Consider the following 21953-nt stretch of genomic DNA (forward strand, 5'->3'; position numbering starts at 1 on the left):
ACGCCGCTACAGCAGCGACAACGGGAGCGTCCAGAAGTCAGTGTGGGCGTCGGCCAGCGCGTCGGCGGGGTCGCCGGTGGCGTCGACGGCGGCGGTCGCGGCGGCGTCGAACGCGTCCAGCAGCGTGTCTTGGCCCACGACGAACAGCCGATCGGCGTCGATGTCCGCGAGCGCGCGCTGGCATTCTTCGAGGTGGGCCTGGATCTGTTCGTCGCGCAGTCGCTCGAAGCGCGCCTGGGAGAACCCGCCTTTCGAGTGGTCGCTTTTCACGTTGCTGGTGAACCCGTCGAAGGAGCGGCGGTCGCCGTCACGGTAGACGCCGACCGCGAACAGGTCCGCGCGCACCACGGCCAACGCGTACCGGCCGGTGGGCGCGACCCAGTCGCGTTCGATGCGCGCCGTCTGGCCCCACTCGCAGAACGGCTCGGGTGGGTTCGGCGGCCGGAGCGCCGTGGAGACGATGCCGTCGCGGTCGTGCACGACGAGGCAGGGCGCTGCGCGCGCGACCAGGGGCGCGCGGTCTCCGAGGGCGTCCCGGAGCCGCGCCGGCGGGTCGTCGGCGACGTACGCCGTGAGCACGCCCTCCGGGCCGGCGTCGAGGCTCTCCAGGAGGGCGAGGACGCGGTCGCGGCGGCGGCCGGTGAGGGCGATGCGGTCGCGGAACTCGGGGGCGGCGTCGCCGGAGTTCGTGCGGTCGAGTCGGTCCTGGAGTTCCTCGATTTTCGTTTCCAGTTCGTTGGCGCGGCGCTCTGCCGCCTGGCGCTTGCGGGCCGCCTCGCTGCGGCGGTCGGCCTCGGCGTCCAGTTGCTGCTGGAGGGAGTCGGCCTCGGCTTCGAGGTCGTCGATCCGGGCCTTGAGTTCGGTGCGCCCGAGGAGGTCGTCGAGCATGGAGTGATCGCGGGGGGCTGCGAGTATAGGCGTTGCGCCGCGTGTCAGACGGCGCCGATGTCGAGCAGGCGGGCGGCGTGGTCGCGTTTCGCGAGCAGGACCTCCGAGAGCGTCGGCGGGTTGTCGACGTTCAGGTCGTCGAGGCGATCGGCGGGCACTGCAAGCGTCTGCTGTGGGACGTCCGCCTGGCCGTCGACCGCGAGGTGGGCGCCCCCGAGTTTCATCACGAGCGGGAGGTCGGTCCGGGAGACGCCGGCCGCGGTGGTGTACAGCTGTTCGTTGACCCGCTGGTGGTGCGACCGGTTGATGGCGGCCCGGCCGGTGTCCGCGGGTTCGACGTACAACCGTCCGAGGTAGTAGCCGCTTGAGAACGCCTCGAACATGCATGTGTATGTTTGTCACACTCACGGATAAGTGCATCGCCCAACCCGGCACAAATTGCTGGTTCAGCCAAGCAGACACCCTTTTCAGCGCCGGCGATCAACCAGGAACTGTATGGACTCAGGGGCATTGCTGGATCTGCTCGGCAACGAGAACCGCCGACGCATCCTCCAGTTGCTCGCACGCAAGCCCTGCTACGTCACGGAGATCTCCGAGTACATCGGCGTCAGCCCGAAAGCCGTCATCGACCACCTCCAGCAGCTCGACGACGCTGGCCTCGTCGAGTCCCGGGTTGACGACCAACGCCGCAAGTACTTCCACATCGCCGAGAACCTCCGCCTGGAGGTGCAGCTGTCGCCGTTCGGGTACGGCGCGAAGTCGGCATACCCCGCGAGCACGGACCTCGACCTGGCGCGGTGCCAGTACGTCTCGGTGCGCATCGAGGAGCGGGACTCGAACGCGGAGGTCAACGAGCTCGCCGCGAAGCTCAAGGAGCTGAACGAGCTCGAACGCGAGTTGTCGATGGCCCAACGCTGGGTGCAGGGCCAGCTGGCCGACGTGCAGGCGGCGCTCGGCGACGCGATCGGTGACGGCCCGGACCGCCTCTACGCCGACGTGCTGGCGGCGCTCGCCGACGACTCGCGGACCGCTCGCGACGTCGCGGAGGCGCTGGAAGCACCCGTCCCGCTGATCGACGGCGTCCTGCAGACGCTGGCCGACCGGGGGTTGGTCGTGGAGCGCGCCGACGGCGAGTACGCGATCGCGGAGTAGCAACCTTTTCCTCCGGTGGTGCGGTACTGCGGCGTATGACAGCAGACCCAGGGGATCGCGTGCGCGTCACGCACGGTGACGCCAGCCACGAGGGCGTGTTGGTGCCGTCACCGTCGGACGACCATCTCGTCGTGAAACTCGACTCGGGGTACAACGTGGGCGTCGACACCGCCGACGCGGACATCGATGTCCTGGACGCCGACGCCGTCACCGTCGACAGCGACACCGGCGAGGACGCGGCGGGATCGACCGTCGAGTTCGACGACGACCTGCCGACGATTGCGCTCATCTCGACGGGCGGCACGATCGCGTCGACGGTCGACTACCGGACCGGCGCGGTCACCGCACAGTTCGACGCCGAGGACGTGTTGCGGGCGGTGCCGGACCTCGCGGGCCGCGCCAACTACCGGGGGCGCGTCGTCGCGAACATCCTCTCGGAGAACATGGAGCCCTCGATCTGGCAGGACCTCGCGGCGGCCGTCCGCGAGGAGATCGAAGCGGGCGCGGACGGCGTGGTCGTGATGCATGGCACCGACACCATGCAGTTCTCCGCGAGCGCGCTCTCGTTCATGCTTGAGACGCCGGTCCCGGTGGTGTTCACGGGCAGCCAGCGGTCCGCCGACCGGCCGTCCTCGGACAACGTGATGAACGCCGTCTGCGCCGTCGAAGCCGCGAAAAGCGACGTCGCCGAGGTCATGGTCTGCATGCACGCCACCGAGAGCGACGACCGGTGTGCGCTCCACCGCGGCACCCGCGTGCGCAAGACCCACACCAGCCGCCGGGACGCCTTCGAGACGGTGGGTGCGACCCCGCTGGGGTACGTCGACTACGACGCCGCCAGCGAGGCCGCGACCGCGGACGCCCGCGGGGTCACCGTCGAGGGCGCACACGCCGCCCGCGGCGACGCCACCCTGGACGTCGCGTCGGCGCTGGAGCCGGCGGTGGATCTGGTGAAGTTCACGCCCGGGATGAACGAGTCGCTGCTGGCGGCCTGCGAGGGCAGCGCCGGCGTGGTCATCGAGGGCACCGGCCTGGGCCACGTCCACAGCGATCTCACGGACACCATCGGGTCGCTGGTGGACGACGGCACGACGGTCGTCATGACCAGCCAGTGTCTCGAAGGGCGGGTGTGTGACCGCGTCTACGACACGGGCCGGGATCTGCTCGCGGCGGGCGTCGTGGAGGCCGGCGACACCCTGCCGGGGACGGCGAAAGTGAAGCTGATGTGGGCACTGGCGAACGCCGACGACCCCGAGGCGGCGATGCAGGAGTCGGTCGCTGGCGCGCTCACCACGCAGTCCCGCCCATGGACGGCATGAGCGGGGAGTTGACCGTCCGGCAGGCGAGGCTGTCCGACCACGAGGCCGTCACGGCGTTCACCAGCGACACGTGGGCCGAGCGCCGCGACAACGGCGACTACATCCCCCAGATCTTCGAGGAGTGGGTGGCCACCGACGGCCCCCGCCAGCGCACGTTCGTCGCGGACGCCGGCGACGACATCGCGGGCATCGTGCAGTTCGTGCAGCTGTCGGCCCACGAGGCCTGGGCACAGGGGATGCGCACGAACCCCGAGTACCGGGGGTCGGGGGTCGGCCTGCAGCTCGTGCACGCGGGCTTCGACTGGGCGCGCGAACAGGGCGTGACCGTCGCCCGGAACATGGTGTTCTCCTGGAACGTGATGGGGCTGGGGCACTCGCGGGCGTCCGGGTTCGCGCCGGCGACCGAGTTCCGGTGGGTGCACCCCACGCCGGACGCCACGGCGACCCCGAGCCGGGCCGTGACCGGTGACGTCAACGCGGCCTGGCGGTTCTGGCAGTCGAGTCGCGCCCGCGACCGCCTCCAGGGGCTGGCGCTGCACACCGACGAGTCGTGGGCGCTGGCGGAGCTCACGCGCGACCGGCTGGCGGCGGCCAGCAGCGAGCGCGACGCCCTCCTGGTGGTGCAGGACGACGCCGCCGGCACGGAGGGGTTCACCTTCCGGGCGCGGACCTACGACCGGGAGAACGCCGACGGCGTCACCGAGACGTGGGCGGAGTACGGCGTCGCCGGCTGGACTGACGCCGAGGCCTGCCGGGACATCCTGGCGGCGGTCGCGCGCGACGCCGCGCGCGTCGACGCGGATCGCACCCGGGTGTTGCTCCCCGAGGACGTGGGCATGGTCAGCGACGTGGCGGTGACGCGCACGGACATCGGCGACACGCCGGATTTCGTGCTGGCCGCCGACCTCACGAGCGACTACCGGGCGTAGTCACCACGTGGTGGCCACCACTCCGGGGTAGTCAGCGAGCACGCCGTCCACACCGGCCCGCCGGCAGCGCGTGGCGTCCAGCCAGGTGTCGACGGTCCAAGCGTTCACCGTCAGGCCGGCGTCGTGTGCGCGCGCCACGAGCGAGGTGTCCTCGATGCGGTCGACGGGCGGGTGCAGCGCCGCACAGTCGGTCGCGGCGGCGCGAGCCAGCCCGCGCTGGCCGTCGACGCACAGCGCCGCGCGCGGAACGCCGGGGGCGGCGTCCCGGGCCGCGGCGAGTGCGCCGTCGAAAAACGACGAGAACACCACGGGCGTGTCGGCGACCGCGGCGGCCACGCTGTCGACGAACGGCTGCCAGCGCGACTGCGGGGGGCCGTCGGTTCCGGGCGTGGTCACACACCCGGGGGACTTGAGTTCGACGTGCAGCGTGGTGTCGCCGGTGACGGCGTCGGCGACGGCGGCGAGCGTCGGCACGCCCGCCCCGGACCCGAGCACGTCGGCGTCGGCCAGCGCGTCCGGGGTGGCGTCCCACACGGCCCCGGTGGCGTCGGTGATCCCGCGGGCACCGTCGGCGTCGTCGAGGCGGTGGTCGTGGAAGACGACCGGCGTGCCGTCGCGGGCGGGTTGGACGTCGACCTCGATGCCGTCCGCGCGGTCGACGGCCCCGCGAACCGCGGCGAGCGTGTTCTCGGGTGCGACGCCGGCGAACCCGCGGTGTGCGAGCAGTCGCATCAGCCCCCACTGACCGGCGGGAACATCGCCAGTTCGTCGCCGGCAGCGATCGCGGTGTCGAGGTCGTCGGCGTCGACGGTGACGCCGTTGACGAGCACGTTGACGTGTGCTGCGAGGCTGCCGTCGGCGGCGAGCACGCGGTCGCCGAGCGCCGGGTAGTCGGCCACCAGCGCGTCGAGGGCGTCCTGTACGGTGGGGTCGTCGGTGGGCACGGCGACGGTCACGGTGTCGTCGCCCGCCACCTCCGAGAGGTCGGCGAACAGCTGCCACTCCATACCACTACGTCGTCGGCCGCCCGGCATATGTGCTGCGGGGTCGCCACAGCCCGGCGGCGTCGCCGCGCTTATTACGTGGGGCGTCGGCGTAGCCGTATGGACGGCGCCGAGCGCGTGCCCGGGCGGCTCGCGGTGGCGTTGACCCTGGTGGTCGCGGTGTTGTCCGTCGCCACCGGCGTTGTCGGCATCATCGACCCCGGCACGGGGTTCGGGCCGGTGGCGGAGTACGTGCCGGCGTGGGTCAGCCAGGCCGCCGGGTTCACGGGCGCGCTCACTGGGTTCCTGTTGGTGGTGAGCGCGGTCGGGCTGCGGCGCGGGCTCCGGGCGGCGTGGTACTCAACGGTGGTTCTGCTGCCGGTCACCGCCGCCCAGGGGCTGTTGCAGGCGACGCCGTACTCGGTGCCGCTGGTGGTGGTGTCGGTGGGGTCGCTTCCCGTCGTCGGCGTCACCGCCGGCCGGTTCACGGGTCGCACGCCCCGATCCACGAGCCAGCTCGCCGTCGGCACCGGACTCATCGGGGTGCTGGCGTACGGCACCGTCGGCACGTACGCGCTCCGCGGCGACGACGGCTTCCGGGCGGTGTCGACGGTGCTCGACGCGTTCTACTACACGCTGGTCACCGCCACCACAGTCGGGTACGGCGACATCACACCCACCACGCAGGCCGCGCGGCTGTTCTCGCTGTCCGTGCTCGTGAGCGGCGCTGCGAGCTTCGCGGTTGCGCTCACGACCCTGATCGGGCCGGCCCTGGAAGCGCGCCTCGCGAACGTCCTTGGACGCATGACACAACGCGACCTCGACGCCCTCAACGATCACGTGGTCGTTGCGGGGTACGGCGATCTCACGGAACCGATTCTGACAGAGCTCGACCGCGGCCCCGGCGAGTACGTCGTGGTGACCAGCGACGACCGGAGCGTGACCGCGCTGCGGGAGCGCGACCTGCACGTGCTCGTGGCGGAGCCGGCCGACGACGAGGCGCTGACGCGGGCGGGCGTCGACCGCGCTCGCGCCGTCGTCGCGGCGACCAACGACGACGGCGAGGACGCACTCGTGGTGTTGACCGTGCGGGAATCCCACCCGGATGTGGCGGTGGTCGCGGCCGCCAGCGACCAGGAGAACGAGGCGAAACTCCGGCGCGCGGGCGCCGACACCGTGATCAGCCCGGCGGTCATCGGCGGCCGGCTGATCGCGCAATCCGCGCTGGGCGACCACGACGCCGAGCGCAAGGCCCACGACGTGGTCGGGGACGTCGCCGACCCGTAGCCGGCCGGGTCACCCCATGTGGACGAGCGCGACGTCGGTGTCGAGGTCCGCGACGCGCTCGTAGGTGGGCCGCGAGAAGAACTTCGAGGCGGCCGACCGGTCGGTGCTGGCGCCGAGCAACACCAGATCGTAGTGGCTGTCGTTGCGTTCGATGAACGACTCCACGGACGACCGCGAAACCCGGGTTTCGCAGCTCGTGTCGACGACGTCAGTGAGGCTGGCGAGCGACGACTCCGCCCGGCGGCGGTCGCGCTCGGACTCGACACACGAGCACGCGCTGACCGTGCCGTCGTGGCCGGCGAGGCGCGCGGCGTAATCCAGCATCGCGTGTGCGACGTCGGACGCCGACCGCACGGGCACCATGATGCGCTTCCAGTTGGTGGTGTCGTCGCCGGCCTGCAGCGCCACCACGTCGACGGACGATCCGAACAGCGTCGTGACGAACGGCGACAGCCCGCCGTCGAAGTCGCCCGCGTCGTCGCCGGCGGCGAGCGGCGTCACGACCAGATCGCAGTTGGCCTCGTCGGCGGTTGCCAGCACGGTCTTGGCGGGGTCGTTGTCGGCGACCGCGACCACGACCTCACACTGCACGCCGACCGCCGTTTCGACCCGCGAGGCCTGGGTTTCGAGGCGCTGGGCGGCGGTTTCGGCGGCGTCCTGCTCGGCGGGCGAGGCGGCGTTCTCGACGCGCGCGTCGTCGTCGGGTGCGGTCCGGATGCAGTTGCGCCGCGCGGCCGCCACGTCCGCGTCGTCGACGATGTCGAGCAACACCACTTTGCCGGCGTCGTGGGCTGCCGCCAGGCGCGCGCCCAGCATCGCCGCCTTCGAAGCCCGAGGCCCGCGCATCGGGACGACGACGTGGTCGTCGGCCGCCGTGGTGTGGTAGAGGTAGCGGGCGCGCTCCTCGTAGACCTGTCTGCGCCAGACCACGAACACCACGGCGACCAGCGACGACGACAGCGCGACACCGGCCACGTACGCGACGCCGGCGTTCCCAGTGAACAGCGCGAGCAGCGCCGTCGAGAACGCCGTCGGGAGCTCCAGGCCCAGCAGCCACGTCGCGCCGCCGGTGGCGAGCACGGCGAGCGCCGCCGCCCCGGCGTCGACGCCGACCGCGGAGGGGGCCACGTCGTAGACGGCCGTGGCGACGACCGTGACCGCACCCCACCCGCAGAGCGCGCCGACGGTCATGCCAGCCACGAACGTGACGGGGTCGGCGTACTGGCCGTCGGGGTCCGAGAACAGCGTGTACGTGCCCGACGCCAGCGGCGGGAACAACAGAAACGACACCGCGCCGATGGTGTTCGACAACAGCGTTACCAGCCCGACGAGCAGGGGCACGAACAACAGCACCGACGCGTGCAGGAGGTTGCTCGTGGTTTCCAGCCACCGCCGGAGCTGGCGGAGTTCGCGCCGCTCGATGCGCGCAACACGGCGGCGCGCGGCGGCGAGTCGACGGCGGACCTCCGGGAGCACAACACCACAGCAGTCCGGTCGGTGACTGTTTGTGTGTTTCGCTCCCGCACGCCCGCGAGCTACGACAGGGCGACGACCGCGTCGAGGGCGATATCGATCGCCCGCGAGACGTTGTTCTGTGCCTTCTCGGGGAGTTCGTCGTCGCTGTCGGCGCCCTTCTGAGTGCCCGCGACCAGGTTGCCGTCGACGGTGCAGATCGCGCCCGCGGCGAGGCCGCGCCGCCGCGCCAGCGAGAACACGGTCGCGGCCTCCATCTCGATGCCCAGCAGGTTCGCGGCCTCCCAGTCGGCGACGTAGTCGTCGCTCTCGTTGTAGAAGGCGTCGTCGCTGACGATGGGGCCGACGTGGACCGTCGCCCCGGCGGGACCGTCGGCGGCTGCGGACTGCTCGTGGTCGCCGACACCCTCGGTGGCTTCGGCGGCGTCGACGAGCTCCGCGAGCACGCTGTACGCCGGGACCGCGGGGTACGTCGCGGACTCGTAGCGCTTGCTCGTGCCTTCGGCTTTGGCGGCGCCGTTGGCGACGATCATGTCACCGACCTCGACGCCGGCCTGGAGGCCGCCGATGGTGCCCACACGGATGACCGTCTGGACGCCGACTTTCGCGAGCTCCTCGATCGCGATGGCGGCGCTCGGGCAGCCGATCCCGGTCGAGCAGATCGTGAGCGAAACCCCCTCGTAGGTGGCGTTGACGACCTTGTACTCGCGGTTCTCCGCGACGACCTCGCTGTCGTCGCAGTGGCTGGCGATGCGGTCGACACGCCCCGGGTCCCCGGGGAGCAACGCGATATCAGTGACGTCGCCGTCCTCGACGAGCAGGTGGGGCTGTTTGGCCATACGCGGGGTTGTGCTGGTGGCGAGAAAAAGCCGTGGATCCGGTGGCGGTCAGAACTGGCTGTCGAGAAACGACGCGGCGTCGGCGCGCGTCGGCGCGGTGCGCGCGCCCTCGTGTTGGGCGGCGAGCGCGCCGCAGGCGTTGCCGAACTCCAGGGCGCGCTCGTGGTCGCCGCCGTCAAGCACCACGGCGACGAACCCGGCGGCGAACGCGTCGCCTGCGCCGGTCGTGTCCACGGGGTCGACCGCGAACCCGGGGTGGGTGACCGACCCGCTGGGGGTGTGGACGGTCGCGCCCTCGGAGCCGTGTTTGACGACGACGACGCGGTCGCTGTCGGGGGCGGTCGGGCCGCCGTCGTCGTCGAGAACGGCGCCGGCTTCGTTGTCGTTGACGAACAGGATGTCGGTGCGGGCGAGCGCGTCGCCGTAGTCGCGGTCGCGGAGCCGACGCCCCGGATCGAAGGAGACGGTGGCGTCGTGCTCCCGGGCGAGGGCCGTGAGGCGGGCGGCGGTGGCGGGGCGCTGGCTCGTGAGGTGGACGTGCTCGCAGTCCGCGCCGACCACCGCGGGGTCGAGGTCACCGGGCGCGACGGCCTCGTTTGCGCCGTCGTTGCCGAGCACCATGACCTCCCCACGGCTGTCCACCAGGAGGTATTTGACGCTCGTTTCGAGGCCGTCGACGACGCGCAGGCCGGCGAGGTCGACGCCGGCGGCCTGGAGTTCGCGCTGCGCGAGCAGGCCGTGTTCGTCGTCACCGACGCTCCCGACGAGGCCGGCGTCGATGTCGAAGCCGGCGAGCGCGCACGCGACGTTGGCGGCGCTGCCACCGCCCGAGCGCCGCTGGGAGACGATCTCGGCTTCCCCGTCGGGTTCGGGGAGCGCATCCACGCGGAGCGTGACATCCCAGTTGACGTGGCCGGCGGCGACGACGCGGCTCATACCAGCGGCCAGCGGCCGCGGCGGCTAAAAGCCTGTGGGGTTGGCGGCGATGAACAACACCACGTTGTGCACGCCGGGGCCGAGCCCGACCGCGGCCACGAGCCCGAGGATCGCGGTGCCCTCCTGGGGGCGGTCGCGGACCGACTCCGCGAGCAGAACGACGACGCCGGCCGCCAACGCCAGTTTCACGACCACGAACAGCCAGCCGCCGCCGACGACGGGCGCGGTCGGCAGCGCCCGCGCGAGCTCGATGATGGCGGTCGACAGCGGGGTTTGTTCGCCGTACCCCAGGGCGTCGACGCCGACGGCCGTCGAGGTCGCGTCGAGGGCGTGCCCGAAGACCGCGAGCACGCCGGCCGCGCCGACCGCGCGCGTGTCAGTGGGGCGGATGCGGGCCAGGAGCCGCCAGCTGCCGGCGGTGAGCACCAGCGCCGCGCCGACCGCGCCCAACGGCCACGCGAGCGTGAGCGTGCCGGCGGTCCAGCCACGCGCGAGCGCGGCGGTGATCGGGACGGCGGCGGCGACAGCGCCGACGCCAGCGAGCAGCGCTCGCGGCCGCGCGCCGAACCGGCGGACGGCCAGCCACGTCGCGCCGGCGGCGGCGGCGGTGGTCGCGTAGACGATGGGCGACCCGAAGACGGGGGCGACGGCCGACGGATACAGCCCGAGTTGGTGGCAGGCGTAGAGGCTCGATCCGGCGACCATCCAGGGCGCGAGCGCGAGCACGGCCCGTCCGTCGACGGTTGGCGGGTCGCGTCGCAGCCCCACGAGCACGGCGGCCGCCAGCGCCGCGACGGCGAGGAGGTGTGGCAGCGGCGGGAGCGCGAACCCCGAGGGGAGCACGACGATGGTGTCCATACGGGGTGGCGTCACGCTCGCGGTGAAAGTGTTGCCTTTCGGGTCAGTCCTCGGCCCACGGTTCGGTGGTGCCGTCACCGTACAGCTCCCGCATCAGGGTGACGATGCTCTCGGGGGGGAACTGCCCGCGCTCGGTGACGATGGCGTCGACGTACCGCGGGGGCGTCACGTCGAACGCGGGGTTCTCGACGGCGGGCGCGCCGAGTTGGTGGCGGTCGGCGGCGGCCAGCACCTCGGTTTCGTCGCGCATCTCGATCTCGACGGTGTTGCCGGTGAGCGTGTCCGGATGCAGTTTCAGCGTTTGGGCCGCCACCATCACGGGCACGCCGCGTTCGCGGGCGACCACGGCGAGCATGCTGGTGCCGATCTTGTTGATGACCGAGCCGTCGGCGGCGATGGAGTCCGCGCCCACGAGCACGTGATCGACGGCGTCGAGGTAGCGACGCCCCGCGTTGTCGACGATCAGCGTCACCGGCACCCCCCACTCGCGGAGCTGGTCGGCGGTGATGTGGCCCTGCTTGCGGGGGCGGGTCTCCTTGACCACGGCTTCGATGTGTTTGCCGTCGTCGAGGGCGGCTTTCACGCACGCCAGGGCGTCCGTGGAGTGGCAGTGGGTCATCACGGTGTCGCCGTCCCGCAGCCGGTTGGCGCCGATCGCGCCCAGGTCGTCCTGGGCGCGGTCGAGTTGCTGGCGGAAGGCGTCGGCGGCGTCGGTGACCGACGCCCGCAGCGCGGCCACCGTCTCCCCGTCGGTGTTGCCGAGCACGTACCGGAGGGCGTTCGGGAGGCTCACCGCCGTCGGGCGGGTGTCCCGGAGGTGGCGGGCCGCCGCCCGAAGCTCCGCGCGGAACGCGGCGGGCGAGTCGGCGTCGCTGTCGGCGGCCTGGGATTCGAGCGCGTCGGCGGCCGCCCGCGCGATGGTTGCCGCGCCCCGGATCTCCATGTCGGCGATGTCGTCGGCGGTCGCCCGCACGTCCTCGGTGACCATACTCGGGCTACGCGCCCACGAAGAAAAGGGTTCGGCGACGCGTCAGTTCTCGTCGGTGTCGGCCGACGCCGCGCGCGCGTCGAACTGGTCGAGTAGGTCGTTGAGCGTTGACACCTGATCGTCGAGGTCGTCGGCGCGCCCGGCGACCTCCGAGACCGACGCCGCCTGTTCCTCGGCGGCCGCCGACACCTGCTGGGACTCGGTGGCGGTGCGGTCGCTGAGGTCCGTGACCTCGTCGATCATCGTGACGACCTCCTCGGTGGAGGCCGCCTGCTCGTCGGTGGCGTCGCTGATCGACTGCACGCTGCCGTTTGCGGCCTCGACCTGGTCGCCGATGTCGTCGAGCGCCGCCAGCGCCGCCTCGATGGTCTCGCTGCCGGCGTCGACGCGGTCGCCGAGTTCGGACATGTCCGCGACCGTGTCCGCGACGTCGGCCTGCACGTCGTCGACCAGCGTCTCGATCTCCGTGGCCGATTCTTTGACCTCATCGGCGAGGTCCTTGACCTCGTCGGCGACCACCGCGAAGCCGTCGCCGCTCTTGTCGGCGCGGGCGGCCTCGATGTTGGCGTTCAACGCCAGCATGTTCGTCTGCTCGGCGATGTCCGTGATGACGCCGGTCACGTCGCCGATGGCGTCGACGGCCTCCTCCAGGGCGGTCACGCGCTCGACGGCGCTGTCGGCGGTCGCCTCGATGCGTTCGAGTTCGGCGACGGCGTCCTCGCCGAGCGCCTGGCCGCGCTCGCTCTCGGTGGCGGCCTGGTTGACCGTCTCGGCGACGTCGTCGGCGCTGGCCGCGATCTCCTCGACGGTCGCGGACAGCGACGTGACCTCGTCGCCGACCGTGCCGAGGCGGTCGCGTTGCTGGTCGGCGTCCGCGGAGATGTCCTGGACGGATTCGCTGACCTGGTCGCTGGCGCTGCGGATCTCCGCGGCGCTCGTGGACACGTCGGTGCTGGCGGCGTCGACCGCGTCGGCGATCGACCGCACCTGTGCCAGCGTGGCTTCCACGTCGCCCATCATGTCGTTGAACGCCTCGGCGATGTCCTGCATCGGCTCGCTGTCGACGTCCTCGTCGAGGCGTCTGGTCAGATCACCGGCCGCCGCGGCCGCCATCTCGTCGCTGTACTCGGCGGCGCGACGCTCCAGGCGCTCGTTCAACCGCTCCGAGGCTGCACGCGCCTCTTCGGCGTCTTTGCGCGTCTGCTCGGCGTCCTCGCGGGCCTCATCGAGGTCCGTAATGAGCGCCTCCAGGCGCGTGTGCATCTGTGAGAGTGACGCGCCGAACGCCCCGGGGAGGTCTTCGTCGAGCACGTCCGCGTCGAAGTTCTGGTCGGCGAGCGCGTCGGCCTGGCTGGCGGCCGTGGTGAGATACGTCTGCATCTCCCCGAACGCCCCGACGAGCTGTCCGAGTTCGTCGGTGCGGTCGGTGTCGGGGATCGTGGTGTCGAGGTCGCCGTCGGCGATGGCGGCCGCGACGCCCGCCAGCTCGTCGAGGGCGCTGGACGTGCGCCGCCCGACAGTCAGCCCGACCAACAGCAGGCCCACGAGTGCCACCACGACGAGGCCGGCGAGGTTCTGCGTGACCTCCGACTGGAGCGCGTACGCCTGCCCGCGGGGGACGTGGTAGGTCAACACCCAGTCGGTGCCGGCGACCGGCGTGTACGCGGTGGCGTACCGGCCGTCGTCCATGCCGGTGCGTTCGGGTTCGGTGTTGTAGACGGTCTGACCGCTGCGCGCGGTCGCAACCGCAGCCGGAACGTTGCCCGCGGTGTCAGTGTACTGTTCCAGTAGCGCGCGGTTCCGGTTGTCGAGCGTGATGACGCCGTCGCCGTTGACGACTTTCACGTCACCGGTGGCGATCGGGGAGTTGAACGACTGGGAGTGTTGGGCCAGCGACACGGTCATCACGAGCACCCAGCCGGGTTTGTCCGTGGGCGCAGTCATGGCGACCACGGGGGAGTCGTCGACCTCGTAGGGGTCGGAGACGGACACGTCGGTGGTGCCGTCCTCGATGGTGGACAGCCACGGCGCGTCGCCGGCCTGGAGTGTCGTCCCGGAGCGCGCGTCGTCGGTGCTCGCGACCACGGTGTCCTGGCTCGTGGACACCACGTGGATGGCGCGCACGTCCTGTTGGAGGGTTGCGAGCTGGCGTTCGAGCTGTGGTTTGACGTCGCTCGTCCGGACCGCATCACCCCCGATGTCCGAGGCCAGGAACGTCGTGGTTGATTCTTTCTGTGTGAGCCAGTCGTGCAGCGTTGCGGCCTGCTGTTCGGCGATACCCGACACGCGGCGCTCGGTGTTCTCGCCGACTGTCGACTGGGTTTGGAGGTGGATGTAGCCGCCGGCGGCCGCCACGATGATCACCACCACGAGCAACAACACGTTGAACTTCGCCGCGTAGCTGCCCCGGATGCGCGCGGGGAGCACGCGCTCGAAGAGTCCGCGGTCGATGTCGCTCACGCGTCACCACCGTCCGTGAAGTATCCGGATTTCAGCAGCTCGCGGGTCTCGATACCGGCGTCAGTGAGCTGTTGGATGAGGTAGCCGGTGACCGGTTCGAGGGCGGCGGTGAGATCGACGTTCCCGGTGGCCCCGTTGTAGTTGAGTTCGCGGCCGGCGTCGATGAGGTCGGTCGCGCGCCCGAAGTCGCCGACGGTGATCGAGTGACCGACGCCGCCGGAGACGGACTGGAGCGCGCCGGCGACGGCGCGCGGAGCCGGGTCGCCGCTGTAGGACGCCGCGAGCAACGCGAGCGCGGCCGCGTCGTAGGCGTTCTCGGTGTACGGCTGCAGCGGGGTGGCGTCGCTGAGGGCGCGCCGGAGGCGCTTGGTACCGACGGTGTTGACGCTGTTGACGGTCGCGATGTAGGCGCCGTTCCAGCTGGGCGGCGAGGACGCCGACGCGAGCGCGGAGCTGAGCGCGATTTCGCCGCCGTATTCGCGGCCGACCAGCTCGTCGATGACGCCGCTCGAGGAGCCGGGCGAGCCGATGAACGCGACGGCGTCCGGGTCGGGCGCGAGCGCGTCGTCGACCGGCCCGCCCGGGGTGTCGGTCCCACCCTGATAGGGGACCGACGCCAGCAGGTCGGCCCCGAGGCGGTCGGCGAGCACGTCGGCCAACGCGGCCCCGAACGCGTTGTCGACGTAGAGGATGGTGGCCGTGTCGGCGGCGGCGTACATGTCGTCGTCGACGATCTTCGCCATGACGGCGGCCTGCTGGCTGTCGTTGGGGCAGGTGCGGGCGACGAACTTCTGGCCGTCGCTGCGGCCCGCGGTGGCGATCGCGGGCGCGGTTGTGGAGGGGCTGACGAGGAGCTGTGCGTCCGCGGCGGCCTGCTCGGTGAGCGCCGTCGTCACGCCGCTGAGCACGGGGCCGACGATCGCCAGGGGGGACTCGTCGGCGGCGAGCGTGGCGTACCGGTCGGCCGCCACCGACGGGTCAGCTTCGGTGTCTTTCGAGACGTGGACGACATCGCGGCCGTTGATCCCGCCGCCGCGGTTGGCGTGCTCGACGGCGGTGTCGATGGCGCGCTGGTGGTCGGCGGCGAGGGCACCGAGTGAGCCGGGGCCGGACAGCGGGAGCAGCGAGCCGACGGTGACGGGCTGGCCTGCCCCCCCGACGCCGGCACAGCCAGCGAGCCCGGTGGCTGCGGTGGCTCCGATCGCGCCCAACCACTCTCGTCTGGTCGTGCTATGCATACTCAATCACTGCTAACTGTCGCATTTCAACCTTCGGGTGGCGTTATCAGCGAAGAGAGCCACGGAATATTTCCACGCGCCGGGCTGTTGTCCGGGTATGGACCGCGAGACACTCGCCGCCCGCATCGACCACACCGTGCTGGGACCGACCACGACACGCGCGGACGTGTTGAGCGTGGTCGACGACGCCGAAGCCCACGGGATGAACGTCTGTATCCCGCCGTGTTACGTCGCCGACGCCCGCGACCACGCGTCCGCCGACCGCACCATCGCCACCGTGATCGGGTTCCCACACGGCACGCAGGCAACCAGCGTGAAGGTCGCGGCCGCCGAGCGCGCGCACGCCGACGGCGCGGACGAACTCGACCTCGTGATCCCCATCGGCCGACTGAAAGGCGGCGACCACGAGGCGGTGACCGCGGAGATCGCGGCCGTGAACGACGCCACGCCGCTGCCGGTGAAAGTCATCATCGAAACGCCGGTGTTGACCGACGCCGAGAAACGCGCCGCCTGCGAGGCGGCGGCCGACGCCGACGCGGCGATGGTGAAGACGGCGACCGGCTTCACCGACGGCGGGGCGACGGTCCCCGACGTGTCGCTGATGAGCGAGTACCTCCCGGTGAAAGCCAGCGGCGGCGTCGGGACGTACGCCGACGCCGCGGCGATGTTCGACGCCGGCGCGGTGCGCATCGGCGCGTCCTCGGGGGTCGACATCGTGGCGTCGTTCGCGGAGTAGGCGCCATCACTGGCGACCGCATGCCTTTTTGCTGCGCGCGGGCAACACATGTACAGCGATGGCCCGCTACCACATCGAAACATACGGGTGCACCTCGAACCGCGGCGAGAGCCGCGACATCGAGCGACGCCTCCGCGACGCCGGCCACCACAAGGTGGAGACGGCGGCTGACGCGGACGTCGCGATCCTCAACACCTGTACGGTCGTCGAGAAAACGGAGCGAAACATGCTCCGGCGGGCCAAAGAACTCGCCGACGAGACCGCCGACCTCATCGTCACGGGCTGCATGGCGCTGGCCCAGGGCGAGGCGTTCGCCGACGCCGACGTGGACGCACAGGTCCTGCACTGGGACGACGTGCCCGAGGCGGTGACGAACGGCGAGTGTCCGACGACGACGCCGGACGCCGAGCCGATCCTGGACGGCGTGGTGGGTATCCTGCCCATCGCGCGCGGCTGCATGAGCAACTGCTCGTACTGCATCACCAAGCAGGCCACCGGCCGCGTGGACTCCCCGCCGGTCGAGGAGAACGTCGAGAGGGCGCGCGCGCTGGTGCACGCCGGCGCGAAGGAGATCCGGATCACCGGCCAGGACACGGGCGTCTACGGCTGGGACACCGGCGAGCGGAAACTCCCCGAGTTGCTGGAGCGCATCGCCACCGAGATCGAGGGCGAGTTCCGGGTGCGCGTGGGGATGGCCAACCCGGGCGGCGTCCACGGCATCCGCGAGGAGCTGGCGGCGGTGTTCGCCGAGCACGACGAGATCTATAATTTCCTGCACGCGCCCGTCCAGTCCGGCAGCGACGACGTGCTCGCGGACATGCGCCGCCAACACGAGGTCAGCCAGTACCGCGACATCGTGGAGACGTTCAACGACACCCTCGGGGAGTGGACGCTGTCGACGGACTTCATCGTCGGCTTCCCGACCGAGGACGACGACGACCACGAGGCGTCGATGGACCTCCTGCGGGAGACCCGCCCGGAGAAGATCAACGTCACGCGGTTCTCCAAGCGCCCGGGCACCGACGCCGCCGAGCTGAAGGGGCTGGGCGGGCAGACGAAAAAGGACCGCTCGAAGGCGATGACGGAGCTGAAAATGGACGTGGTTGGGGAAGCCCACGAGTCGATGGTTGGCACCCGGCGTGACGTGCTCGTCGTCGAGGAGGGGACCGGCGACTCGGTGAAATGCTACGACGGCGCGTACCGCCAGGTGATCGTGCAGAACGCCACCGACCACGGACTGGAGCCCGGCGACTTCGCTACCGTGGAGGTCACCAGCCACCAGACCGTCTACGCGTTCGCGGAGCCCGTGGATGCCGCCGCGGTCGACGACGGCCCCGCCGAAACGACCGCGGACTGACCGTTCGCAGGCGGCGCGCTATTCGGGCGCGGTGTCCGCGTCCTTCCATTCGCCGAGTTCCTTCGGGTCGACGTGGACGAACACGTCGTCGACCTCCGGGATGGATTCGAGGTCGAGGATGAGGTCGGTCTCGATGTCGTGGGCCTCGTGCAGCGTCATCTCGCCCTCCACCTCGACGTGAAGGCTGACGTCGATCTCGGGGCCGACGTAGTGGGCAACCACGTCGTGTGCGCCTTCGACGTCCGGATTGTCGAGGGCGCGCCCGAGGATCTGCTCGCGGAGGTCGGCGGGCGGCGCAGCGCCGACCAGGTAGTTGACGTTGTCCCGGACGATCTCGTAGCCGGTGTGGAGGATGCCGGCGGCGACGACGAACGCCGCAAGCGGGTCCAAGACGGGGTAGCCGGTGGCGGAGCCGAGGACGCCGACGAGCGCCGCGCTGGCGGTGAGGATGTCGTTGCGGTTGTCGAGGGCGGTGGCGCGCAGCGCCGGGGAGCGATGATCGGCAGCGACGCCGAGGACGTACCGGTAGAGGGCGTATTTTGCGACTGCGGTGCCGACGAGCACGCCGACCGCGGGGAGGCCGGGAGTGGGGCCGTAGTCGCCCGCGGCCACGGTCGTGGTGGCCTGCCAGAGCACGGCACCGCCGGCGGCGAGCACGCCCAATGCGACCACCAGGGAGACGAACGGTTCGATGCGTTCGTGGCCGTGTGGGTGTTTGAAATCCGGGGGTTGCGTGGTGAGATAGAGACCGCCGAGAACCACCAGCGAGTACGCCACGTCGGCGAGGCTGTTGATCGCCTCGGAGCCGACCGCGAGGCTGCCGGTCGCCCACCAGGCAGCGCCCTTGGCCGCGACGAGCGCGAGGTTCGCCGCGAGCACGAGCGCACCGACGCGCCGGACTGCGCGCTTGCGCTCCATTGGTCACGCGTAGTGTGGCGGGCAGTATCGAGGTTTCGATTCAGTCGAAATCAACGAACACAGCCCCGGTTGGGGCTTCGGTGGCGTCCGGGCGGGCGAGAAACGCGTCGTGGAGCCGGTCGTAGGTGTCGTCGAGCGCTTCGACGATGACTTTCGTGTCGCTGATGACGGGCATGAAGTTCGTGTCGCCGTTCCAGCGGGGCACGACGTGGGTGTGGAGGTGGTCGCCGATGCTGCCGCCGGCCGCGCCGCCGCCGAGATTCAGCCCGGTGTTGAACGCGTCGGGGCCGAGCGCGGCGTCCAGGGCGTCGAGGGTTGCCTGCTTGAGGCGGGCGTGGTCGAGCAGCGTGTCGGCGTCGAGGTCGCCGTAGTCGCCCGTGTGGACGTCCGGGATGACCATGCAGTGGCCGGGGTTGTACGGGTAGTTGTTCAGCATCACGGCGGCGTGGTCGGTGCGCGCGACGACGAGGTGCTGGCGGGCGTGCTCGCGGCCGGGGAACGCACAGAACACGCAGTCAACGTCGTCGTCGGTCGTGTCGTCGCGTTCGACCCACTCGATGCGCCACGGCGCGAACACCTGTTCCATACGCGGCCCTGTGCGTGGCTGGGCAAGGAGTGTTTCGGTGCCGGTATCAACTATCTATCATGGTAACGATCCACACACATATACGTTCGGGAGGTGTAGGTACTCACACGGGACTCACCGATGGCGAGCAAAACACCGGGCTTCGAAGGGGTGACGGAGTACTGCGAGCGCTGCGGTCAGACCACGACCCACCAGGTTGCGGTTGAGCTCCGAACGGAGAACACGAACACCGAGAACGCCGCGTTCTCCCGGGAGCCGTACCGGGTTGCGACGTGCTGTGAGTGCGACGCCGAACACGCACAACGAATGAACAACGCCTGACGGCCCCGCCCGTCGCACGGCCCGGCTCAAGTGGCGGCTACGCAGTCACGACCTCGCAGCCGTCCTCCGTGACGATGAGCGTGTGCTCGTCCTGCCCGACGAGTTCCCCATCTGCCTCCTTCAGCACGGGGTACGACCGCACGATGTCCGCGCGTTCGAGGCGCGTCAGACTCATCTCCGCGCGCGCGCCGTCGAGCCAGCGGGCCGCGAACGGCAGCCCGTCGAACTGTTCGAGGTCGTCGAGCAACTGGCGCGCGCGCCGGTCCCGGACGGTCCCCGAGGACACCACCTCGTAGATCTCCGTCGCCGCACCCTCGGTGACCTTCCCCGTGCCGGTGGTGACGAACGGCTCGATGGCGACCACGTCGCCGACCGCGAGCTCGGCCCCGGAGTCGACCCCGCGGTTGGGGACCGTCGGCCCCGTGTGGGCGTCGAAGACGTCCATCCCGTGGCCCGTGAGGTTGACCACCGGGTTGTAGCCGTAGGCCTCGACGACGTCCTGGATCTCCGCGCCCAGCGCGCCCGTCTGGACGCCCGGCTCCACCATGTCGATGGCGGCCGCCAGCGACTCCTCGGCGGCCTCCACGAGCTCGGGAGTGCCCGAGAGGTCGACCGTGGTGGCGGCGTCCGCGATGTGCCCGTCGACGTGCACGCCGACGTCGAGGCACACCATGTCCTCGCCGAACTCGGTGTCGTCGTCCGCCCCCGGCGCGGCGTGGCTCGCCTCCTCGTTGACGCTGATGTTCACCGGGAACGCCGGCTCGCCGCCGAGCTCGCGGATGCGCTCCTCGGCGAACGACGCGACCTCCAGGTGGGTCGCCCCGACCGTAACGCGGTCGGCGGCCTCGGACAGCACCGTCGTGAGGATGTCGCCGGCCTCCACGTACTGCTCGTAGGCGTCCGAACCAACCGTCACGCTGTCTGTCATACCAGGAGGTTACCCCGAACGCGGCAAAGAGGTTGCGGGTTGGGCGTGTTACTCGCCGGCGGTGACCGCCGACACCACGTCGCCGGCGGTCATCGCCACGGCAAGCACCACCGCGAGCACGAACAGAACCAGGGTTGCGATCACGTTCAGCTTGGGCGCGGTGCCGTACGCCAGCAGCGCGTACATCTCCGTGGTGAGCACGTCCGTGGTCCCGGACACGAAGTACGCGCGCACGAACTCCTCGAACGACCGCACCCACGCGAACAGGAACCCGGACGCGACCGCGGGCGCGATCGCCGGCAGCGTCACATCCCGGAACGCCACGAGCGGCGAAGCACCCAGGTCGCGGGCGGCGTCCGCGAGCGTGTCGTCGACGGCCGCCAGTCGGGCGGACACCAACAGCACCACGAACGGCAGCCCGTAGACGGCGTGGGTCAGCACCGTCGGCACGAACCCGGGCGTGATCCCCGGCAGCGTGCGGATGGAGATGAGGACGCCGATGCCAAGCACCACGCCCGGCACCACCATCGGGAGCACGACCGCGACCCGGAACGCGTTCGAGAGTGGCACGTCGTACCGAACGAGCGCGACGCTTGCGGGCACGCCGACGGCCGTCGCCAGCACCGACGCCAGGGTTGCGATGGTGGCGCTGTTGGCGACGCTGCCCAACAGCGCGCCGTCCTGAAGCGTGGCCTGGTAGTGCGCGAGCGTGACGCCGGTGAACGGCAGGATCGTGGCGGCGTTCTCCGCGACGGACAGCGCGATGATGACGACCAGTGGTAGCCACAGCACCGCGAGCACGGCGACAGTCCACGCCGACAGCGCGTGCCCCAGGAGCCGACTGCGGGCCGACGGCGACGCCATCAGTGGTCACCTCCGGCCGACGCGTCGGTGTAGCGCGCGGCGACGCCGAACGCGGCGGCGATCAGCACGACCACCACCGTCGCGGCGGCGCTCGCGCTGGCGATGTTGAACGAGTCGATGCGCCCCGCGATGAGCTGCCCCACCAACAACACGGTGGAGCCGCTGAGGAACCGTGGCGCGACGAACGACCCGAACGCCGGCACGAACACGAACAGCGACCCGGCGACGACGTTGGGCAGCGTCAACGGCAAGAGCACGTCGCGGAACACCGCCCGCCGGGACGCCCCGAGGTCGCGGGCGGCCTCCAGCACGTCGAAGTCGACGGCCTCGATGCCCGCGTACAGCGTCAACAGCATGTACGGGAACTGGGCGTGGGCAAGCCCCACGACGATGGCCGGCACCCCGAACCCGAAGGCGTCGACGGGACCGACCCCCAGGACGGTGGCGATGTCGTTGAGGACGCCGCCGTCGCCGAACAGGAGATACCACGAGTAGACGCGGACCAGGTACATGGTGAAAAACGGCAACAGGACCAGGAAGAACACCACCCGCCGGCCGCGGTCGCGGCGCGCGAGCGCGTACGCCACCGGGTAGGCGGCCACCAGACAGACCACCGTGGTGGCGGCCGCGATGCCAACCGACAACAGCAGCGATGTGACGAACGGCGTCGACCAGAACGGCGTGGCGTCGACGAGCGCGGTGTAGTTGGCCGCGGTGGGGTGCCAGATGATCCGGGAGGCGTCGCTGACCCGCGCGAACGACACCGCGACCATGAACGACAGCGGCGCGAACAGGAGCGCGACCAGGAGGCCGCCGCTGGGTGCCAGCAGCGCCGCCAGGCGGGCACGGGGCGACCCGACGAGACGGCCGAGCACGGAGTCTGTGTCGCCCAT

23 protein-coding genes are annotated in these 21953 nt (G+C 71.0%); 7 read left to right on the forward strand and 16 right to left on the reverse strand.

All coding sequences use genetic code 11. The annotated features are described in order from the left end of the window. Nucleotides 1-6: 6 nt before the first annotated feature. Nucleotides 7-888, reverse strand: coding sequence for a Vms1/Ankzf1 family peptidyl-tRNA hydrolase (locus JT689_RS08750; RefSeq protein ID WP_205250981.1), 882 nt, complete (start codon nucleotides 886-888; stop codon nucleotides 7-9). 44 nt (nucleotides 889-932) lie between these two features. Next, the gene (locus JT689_RS08755; RefSeq protein WP_012289390.1) at nucleotides 933-1271 is read right to left on the reverse strand and encodes a DUF5802 family protein; all 339 of its coding nucleotides are present in this window, start codon (nucleotides 1269-1271) and stop codon (nucleotides 933-935) included. A gap of 112 nt (nucleotides 1272-1383) precedes the next feature. On the opposite strand from JT689_RS08755, the gene JT689_RS08760 reads away from it, so the two are divergent. From JT689_RS08760 to JT689_RS08770, 3 genes are read left to right on the forward strand one after another with little or no spacing between them, the layout of a single operon-like run. Then, nucleotides 1384-2040, forward strand: coding sequence for an ArsR family transcriptional regulator (locus JT689_RS08760; protein WP_010903348.1), 657 nt, complete (start codon nucleotides 1384-1386; stop codon nucleotides 2038-2040). A gap of 35 nt (nucleotides 2041-2075) precedes the next feature. Continuing rightward, nucleotides 2076-3359, forward strand: a complete 1284-nt coding sequence (gene gatD, locus JT689_RS08765) for a Glu-tRNA(Gln) amidotransferase subunit GatD (protein WP_205250982.1) — start codon at nucleotides 2076-2078, stop codon at nucleotides 3357-3359. Beyond that, the gene (locus JT689_RS08770; protein ID WP_010903350.1) at nucleotides 3347-4288 is read left to right on the forward strand and encodes a GNAT family N-acetyltransferase; all 942 of its coding nucleotides are present in this window, start codon (nucleotides 3347-3349) and stop codon (nucleotides 4286-4288) included. Before gatD ends, JT689_RS08770 begins: the two co-directional genes overlap by 13 nt. Here JT689_RS08770 and JT689_RS08775 read toward each other — a convergent pair whose 3' ends face one another. Both JT689_RS08775 and JT689_RS08780 read right to left on the reverse strand, forming a co-directional pair. After that, a complete protein-coding gene (locus JT689_RS08775; protein ID WP_205250983.1) occupies nucleotides 4289-5020 on the reverse strand; it encodes a glycerophosphodiester phosphodiesterase in 732 nt (243 codons plus the stop codon). It lies immediately after the preceding gene. Further along, nucleotides 5020-5295 carry a ubiquitin-like small modifier protein 1 gene (locus tag JT689_RS08780; RefSeq protein WP_012289392.1) on the reverse strand — a complete coding sequence of 92 codons (276 nt, stop codon included), beginning with the start codon at nucleotides 5293-5295 and terminating at the stop codon, nucleotides 5020-5022. Before JT689_RS08780 ends, JT689_RS08775 begins: the two co-directional genes overlap by 1 nt. Before the next feature lie 96 nt (nucleotides 5296-5391). Here JT689_RS08780 and JT689_RS08785 point away from each other — a divergent pair, with 96 nt between their 5' ends. Further along, a complete protein-coding gene (locus JT689_RS08785; RefSeq protein WP_205250984.1) occupies nucleotides 5392-6558 on the forward strand; it encodes an NAD-binding protein in 1167 nt (388 codons plus the stop codon). A 9-nt stretch (nucleotides 6559-6567) separates the two neighbouring features. On the opposite strand, the gene JT689_RS08790 is transcribed toward JT689_RS08785, so the two are convergent. The 7 genes from JT689_RS08790 to basB are packed head-to-tail and all read right to left on the reverse strand — an operon-like array spanning nucleotide 6568 to nucleotide 15350. Beyond that, entirely contained in the window at nucleotides 6568-8034 is a 1467-nt protein-coding gene (locus JT689_RS08790; protein WP_205250985.1) for an HPP family protein, read from the reverse strand. A 59-nt stretch (nucleotides 8035-8093) separates the two neighbouring features. Continuing rightward, nucleotides 8094-8870 carry a nucleoside phosphorylase gene (locus JT689_RS08795; protein ID WP_205250986.1) on the reverse strand — a complete coding sequence of 259 codons (777 nt, stop codon included), beginning with the start codon at nucleotides 8868-8870 and terminating at the stop codon, nucleotides 8094-8096. A gap of 48 nt (nucleotides 8871-8918) precedes the next feature. Further along, nucleotides 8919-9806, reverse strand: a complete 888-nt coding sequence (locus tag JT689_RS08800; RefSeq protein WP_010903356.1) for a carbohydrate kinase family protein — start codon at nucleotides 9804-9806, stop codon at nucleotides 8919-8921. Nucleotides 9807-9830: 24 nt separating this feature from the next. Beyond that, nucleotides 9831-10664, reverse strand: coding sequence for a DUF63 family protein (locus JT689_RS08805; protein WP_205250987.1), 834 nt, complete (start codon nucleotides 10662-10664; stop codon nucleotides 9831-9833). Nucleotides 10665-10707: 43 nt separating this feature from the next. Further along, a complete protein-coding gene (locus JT689_RS08810) occupies nucleotides 10708-11652 on the reverse strand; it encodes a ribose 1,5-bisphosphate isomerase (RefSeq protein ID WP_205250988.1) in 945 nt (314 codons plus the stop codon). Between the two features lie 42 nt (nucleotides 11653-11694). Then, nucleotides 11695-14112, reverse strand: a complete 2418-nt coding sequence (gene basT, locus JT689_RS08815) for a chemotaxis signal transducer protein BasT (protein WP_205250989.1) — start codon at nucleotides 14110-14112, stop codon at nucleotides 11695-11697. Beyond that, a complete protein-coding gene (gene basB / locus JT689_RS08820) occupies nucleotides 14109-15350 on the reverse strand; it encodes a chemotactic signal transduction system substrate-binding protein BasB (RefSeq protein ID WP_205250990.1) in 1242 nt (413 codons plus the stop codon). The genes basT and basB overlap by 4 nt, the downstream gene beginning before the upstream one ends. 97 nt (nucleotides 15351-15447) lie before the next feature. Here basB and deoC point away from each other — a divergent pair, with 97 nt between their 5' ends. Further along, the gene (gene deoC / locus JT689_RS08825) at nucleotides 15448-16086 is read left to right on the forward strand and encodes a deoxyribose-phosphate aldolase (RefSeq protein WP_205250991.1); all 639 of its coding nucleotides are present in this window, start codon (nucleotides 15448-15450) and stop codon (nucleotides 16084-16086) included. 58 nt (nucleotides 16087-16144) lie between these two features. After that, nucleotides 16145-17443 (forward strand): tRNA (N(6)-L-threonylcarbamoyladenosine(37)-C(2))-methylthiotransferase, encoded by a 1299-nt coding sequence (locus JT689_RS08830; protein WP_205250992.1) that lies wholly within the window; start codon nucleotides 16145-16147, stop codon nucleotides 17441-17443. A gap of 18 nt (nucleotides 17444-17461) precedes the next feature. On the opposite strand, the gene JT689_RS08835 is transcribed toward JT689_RS08830, so the two are convergent. Together JT689_RS08835 and JT689_RS08840 are read right to left on the reverse strand one after the other, a co-directional pair. Further along, nucleotides 17462-18361, reverse strand: a complete 900-nt coding sequence (locus JT689_RS08835) for a cation diffusion facilitator family transporter (RefSeq protein ID WP_010903363.1) — start codon at nucleotides 18359-18361, stop codon at nucleotides 17462-17464. A 40-nt stretch (nucleotides 18362-18401) separates the two neighbouring features. Continuing rightward, nucleotides 18402-18947: an HIT domain-containing protein gene (locus JT689_RS08840; protein WP_205250993.1), complete on the reverse strand. Its 546-nt coding sequence runs from the start codon at nucleotides 18945-18947 to the stop codon at nucleotides 18402-18404. A 120-nt stretch (nucleotides 18948-19067) separates the two neighbouring features. Between JT689_RS08840 and JT689_RS08845 the strand changes: the two genes are divergently transcribed. Next, nucleotides 19068-19268, forward strand: coding sequence for a hypothetical protein (locus JT689_RS08845; protein WP_010903365.1), 201 nt, complete (start codon nucleotides 19068-19070; stop codon nucleotides 19266-19268). 37 nt (nucleotides 19269-19305) lie between these two features. Here the strand turns inward: JT689_RS08845 and map are convergent, their stop codons facing one another. The 3 genes from map to JT689_RS08860 are packed head-to-tail and all read right to left on the reverse strand — an operon-like array spanning nucleotide 19306 to nucleotide 21953. After that, nucleotides 19306-20196, reverse strand: coding sequence for a type II methionyl aminopeptidase (gene map, locus JT689_RS08850; protein ID WP_010903366.1), 891 nt, complete (start codon nucleotides 20194-20196; stop codon nucleotides 19306-19308). A gap of 48 nt (nucleotides 20197-20244) precedes the next feature. Further along, a complete protein-coding gene (locus JT689_RS08855) occupies nucleotides 20245-21060 on the reverse strand; it encodes an ABC transporter permease (protein WP_205250994.1) in 816 nt (271 codons plus the stop codon). Then, nucleotides 21060-21953, reverse strand: coding sequence for an ABC transporter permease (locus tag JT689_RS08860; RefSeq protein ID WP_010903368.1), 894 nt, complete (start codon nucleotides 21951-21953; stop codon nucleotides 21060-21062). Before JT689_RS08860 ends, JT689_RS08855 begins: the two co-directional genes overlap by 1 nt.

The organism is Halobacterium sp. GSL-19 (assembly GCF_016917855.1).
Taxonomy (GTDB): Archaea; Halobacteriota; Halobacteria; order Halobacteriales; family Halobacteriaceae; genus Halobacterium; species Halobacterium salinarum.

Bases quoted from the DNA above. Each gene is read 5' to 3' on its own strand.
- JT689_RS08750 (WP_205250981.1), bottom strand. From the start codon at position 888: ATGCTCGACGACCTCCTCGGGCGCACCGAACTCAAGGCCCGGATCGAC.
- JT689_RS08755 (WP_012289390.1), bottom strand. From the start codon at position 1,271: ATGTTCGAGGCGTTCTCAAGCGGCTACTACCTCGGACGGTTGTACGTC.
- JT689_RS08760 (WP_010903348.1), top strand. From the start codon at position 1,384: ATGGACTCAGGGGCATTGCTGGATCTGCTCGGCAACGAGAACCGCCGA.
- gatD (WP_205250982.1), top strand. From the start codon at position 2,076: ATGACAGCAGACCCAGGGGATCGCGTGCGCGTCACGCACGGTGACGCC.
- JT689_RS08770 (WP_010903350.1), top strand. From the start codon at position 3,347: ATGGACGGCATGAGCGGGGAGTTGACCGTCCGGCAGGCGAGGCTGTCC.
- JT689_RS08775 (WP_205250983.1), bottom strand. From the start codon at position 5,020: ATGCGACTGCTCGCACACCGCGGGTTCGCCGGCGTCGCACCCGAGAAC.
- JT689_RS08780 (WP_012289392.1), bottom strand. From the start codon at position 5,295: ATGGAGTGGCAGCTGTTCGCCGACCTCTCGGAGGTGGCGGGCGACGAC.
- JT689_RS08785 (WP_205250984.1), top strand. From the start codon at position 5,392: ATGGACGGCGCCGAGCGCGTGCCCGGGCGGCTCGCGGTGGCGTTGACC.
- JT689_RS08795 (WP_205250986.1), bottom strand. From the start codon at position 8,870: ATGGCCAAACAGCCCCACCTGCTCGTCGAGGACGGCGACGTCACTGAT.
- JT689_RS08800 (WP_010903356.1), bottom strand. From the start codon at position 9,806: ATGAGCCGCGTCGTCGCCGCCGGCCACGTCAACTGGGATGTCACGCTC.
- JT689_RS08805 (WP_205250987.1), bottom strand. From the start codon at position 10,664: ATGGACACCATCGTCGTGCTCCCCTCGGGGTTCGCGCTCCCGCCGCTG.
- JT689_RS08810 (WP_205250988.1), bottom strand. From the start codon at position 11,652: ATGGTCACCGAGGACGTGCGGGCGACCGCCGACGACATCGCCGACATG.
- basB (WP_205250990.1), bottom strand. From the start codon at position 15,350: ATGCATAGCACGACCAGACGAGAGTGGTTGGGCGCGATCGGAGCCACC.
- deoC (WP_205250991.1), top strand. From the start codon at position 15,448: ATGGACCGCGAGACACTCGCCGCCCGCATCGACCACACCGTGCTGGGA.
- JT689_RS08830 (WP_205250992.1), top strand. From the start codon at position 16,145: ATGGCCCGCTACCACATCGAAACATACGGGTGCACCTCGAACCGCGGC.
- JT689_RS08835 (WP_010903363.1), bottom strand. From the start codon at position 18,361: ATGGAGCGCAAGCGCGCAGTCCGGCGCGTCGGTGCGCTCGTGCTCGCG.
- JT689_RS08840 (WP_205250993.1), bottom strand. From the start codon at position 18,947: ATGGAACAGGTGTTCGCGCCGTGGCGCATCGAGTGGGTCGAACGCGAC.
- JT689_RS08845 (WP_010903365.1), top strand. From the start codon at position 19,068: ATGGCGAGCAAAACACCGGGCTTCGAAGGGGTGACGGAGTACTGCGAG.
- map (WP_010903366.1), bottom strand. From the start codon at position 20,196: ATGACAGACAGCGTGACGGTTGGTTCGGACGCCTACGAGCAGTACGTG.
- JT689_RS08855 (WP_205250994.1), bottom strand. From the start codon at position 21,060: ATGGCGTCGCCGTCGGCCCGCAGTCGGCTCCTGGGGCACGCGCTGTCG.
- JT689_RS08860 (WP_010903368.1), bottom strand. From the start codon at position 21,953: ATGGGCGACACAGACTCCGTGCTCGGCCGTCTCGTCGGGTCGCCCCGT.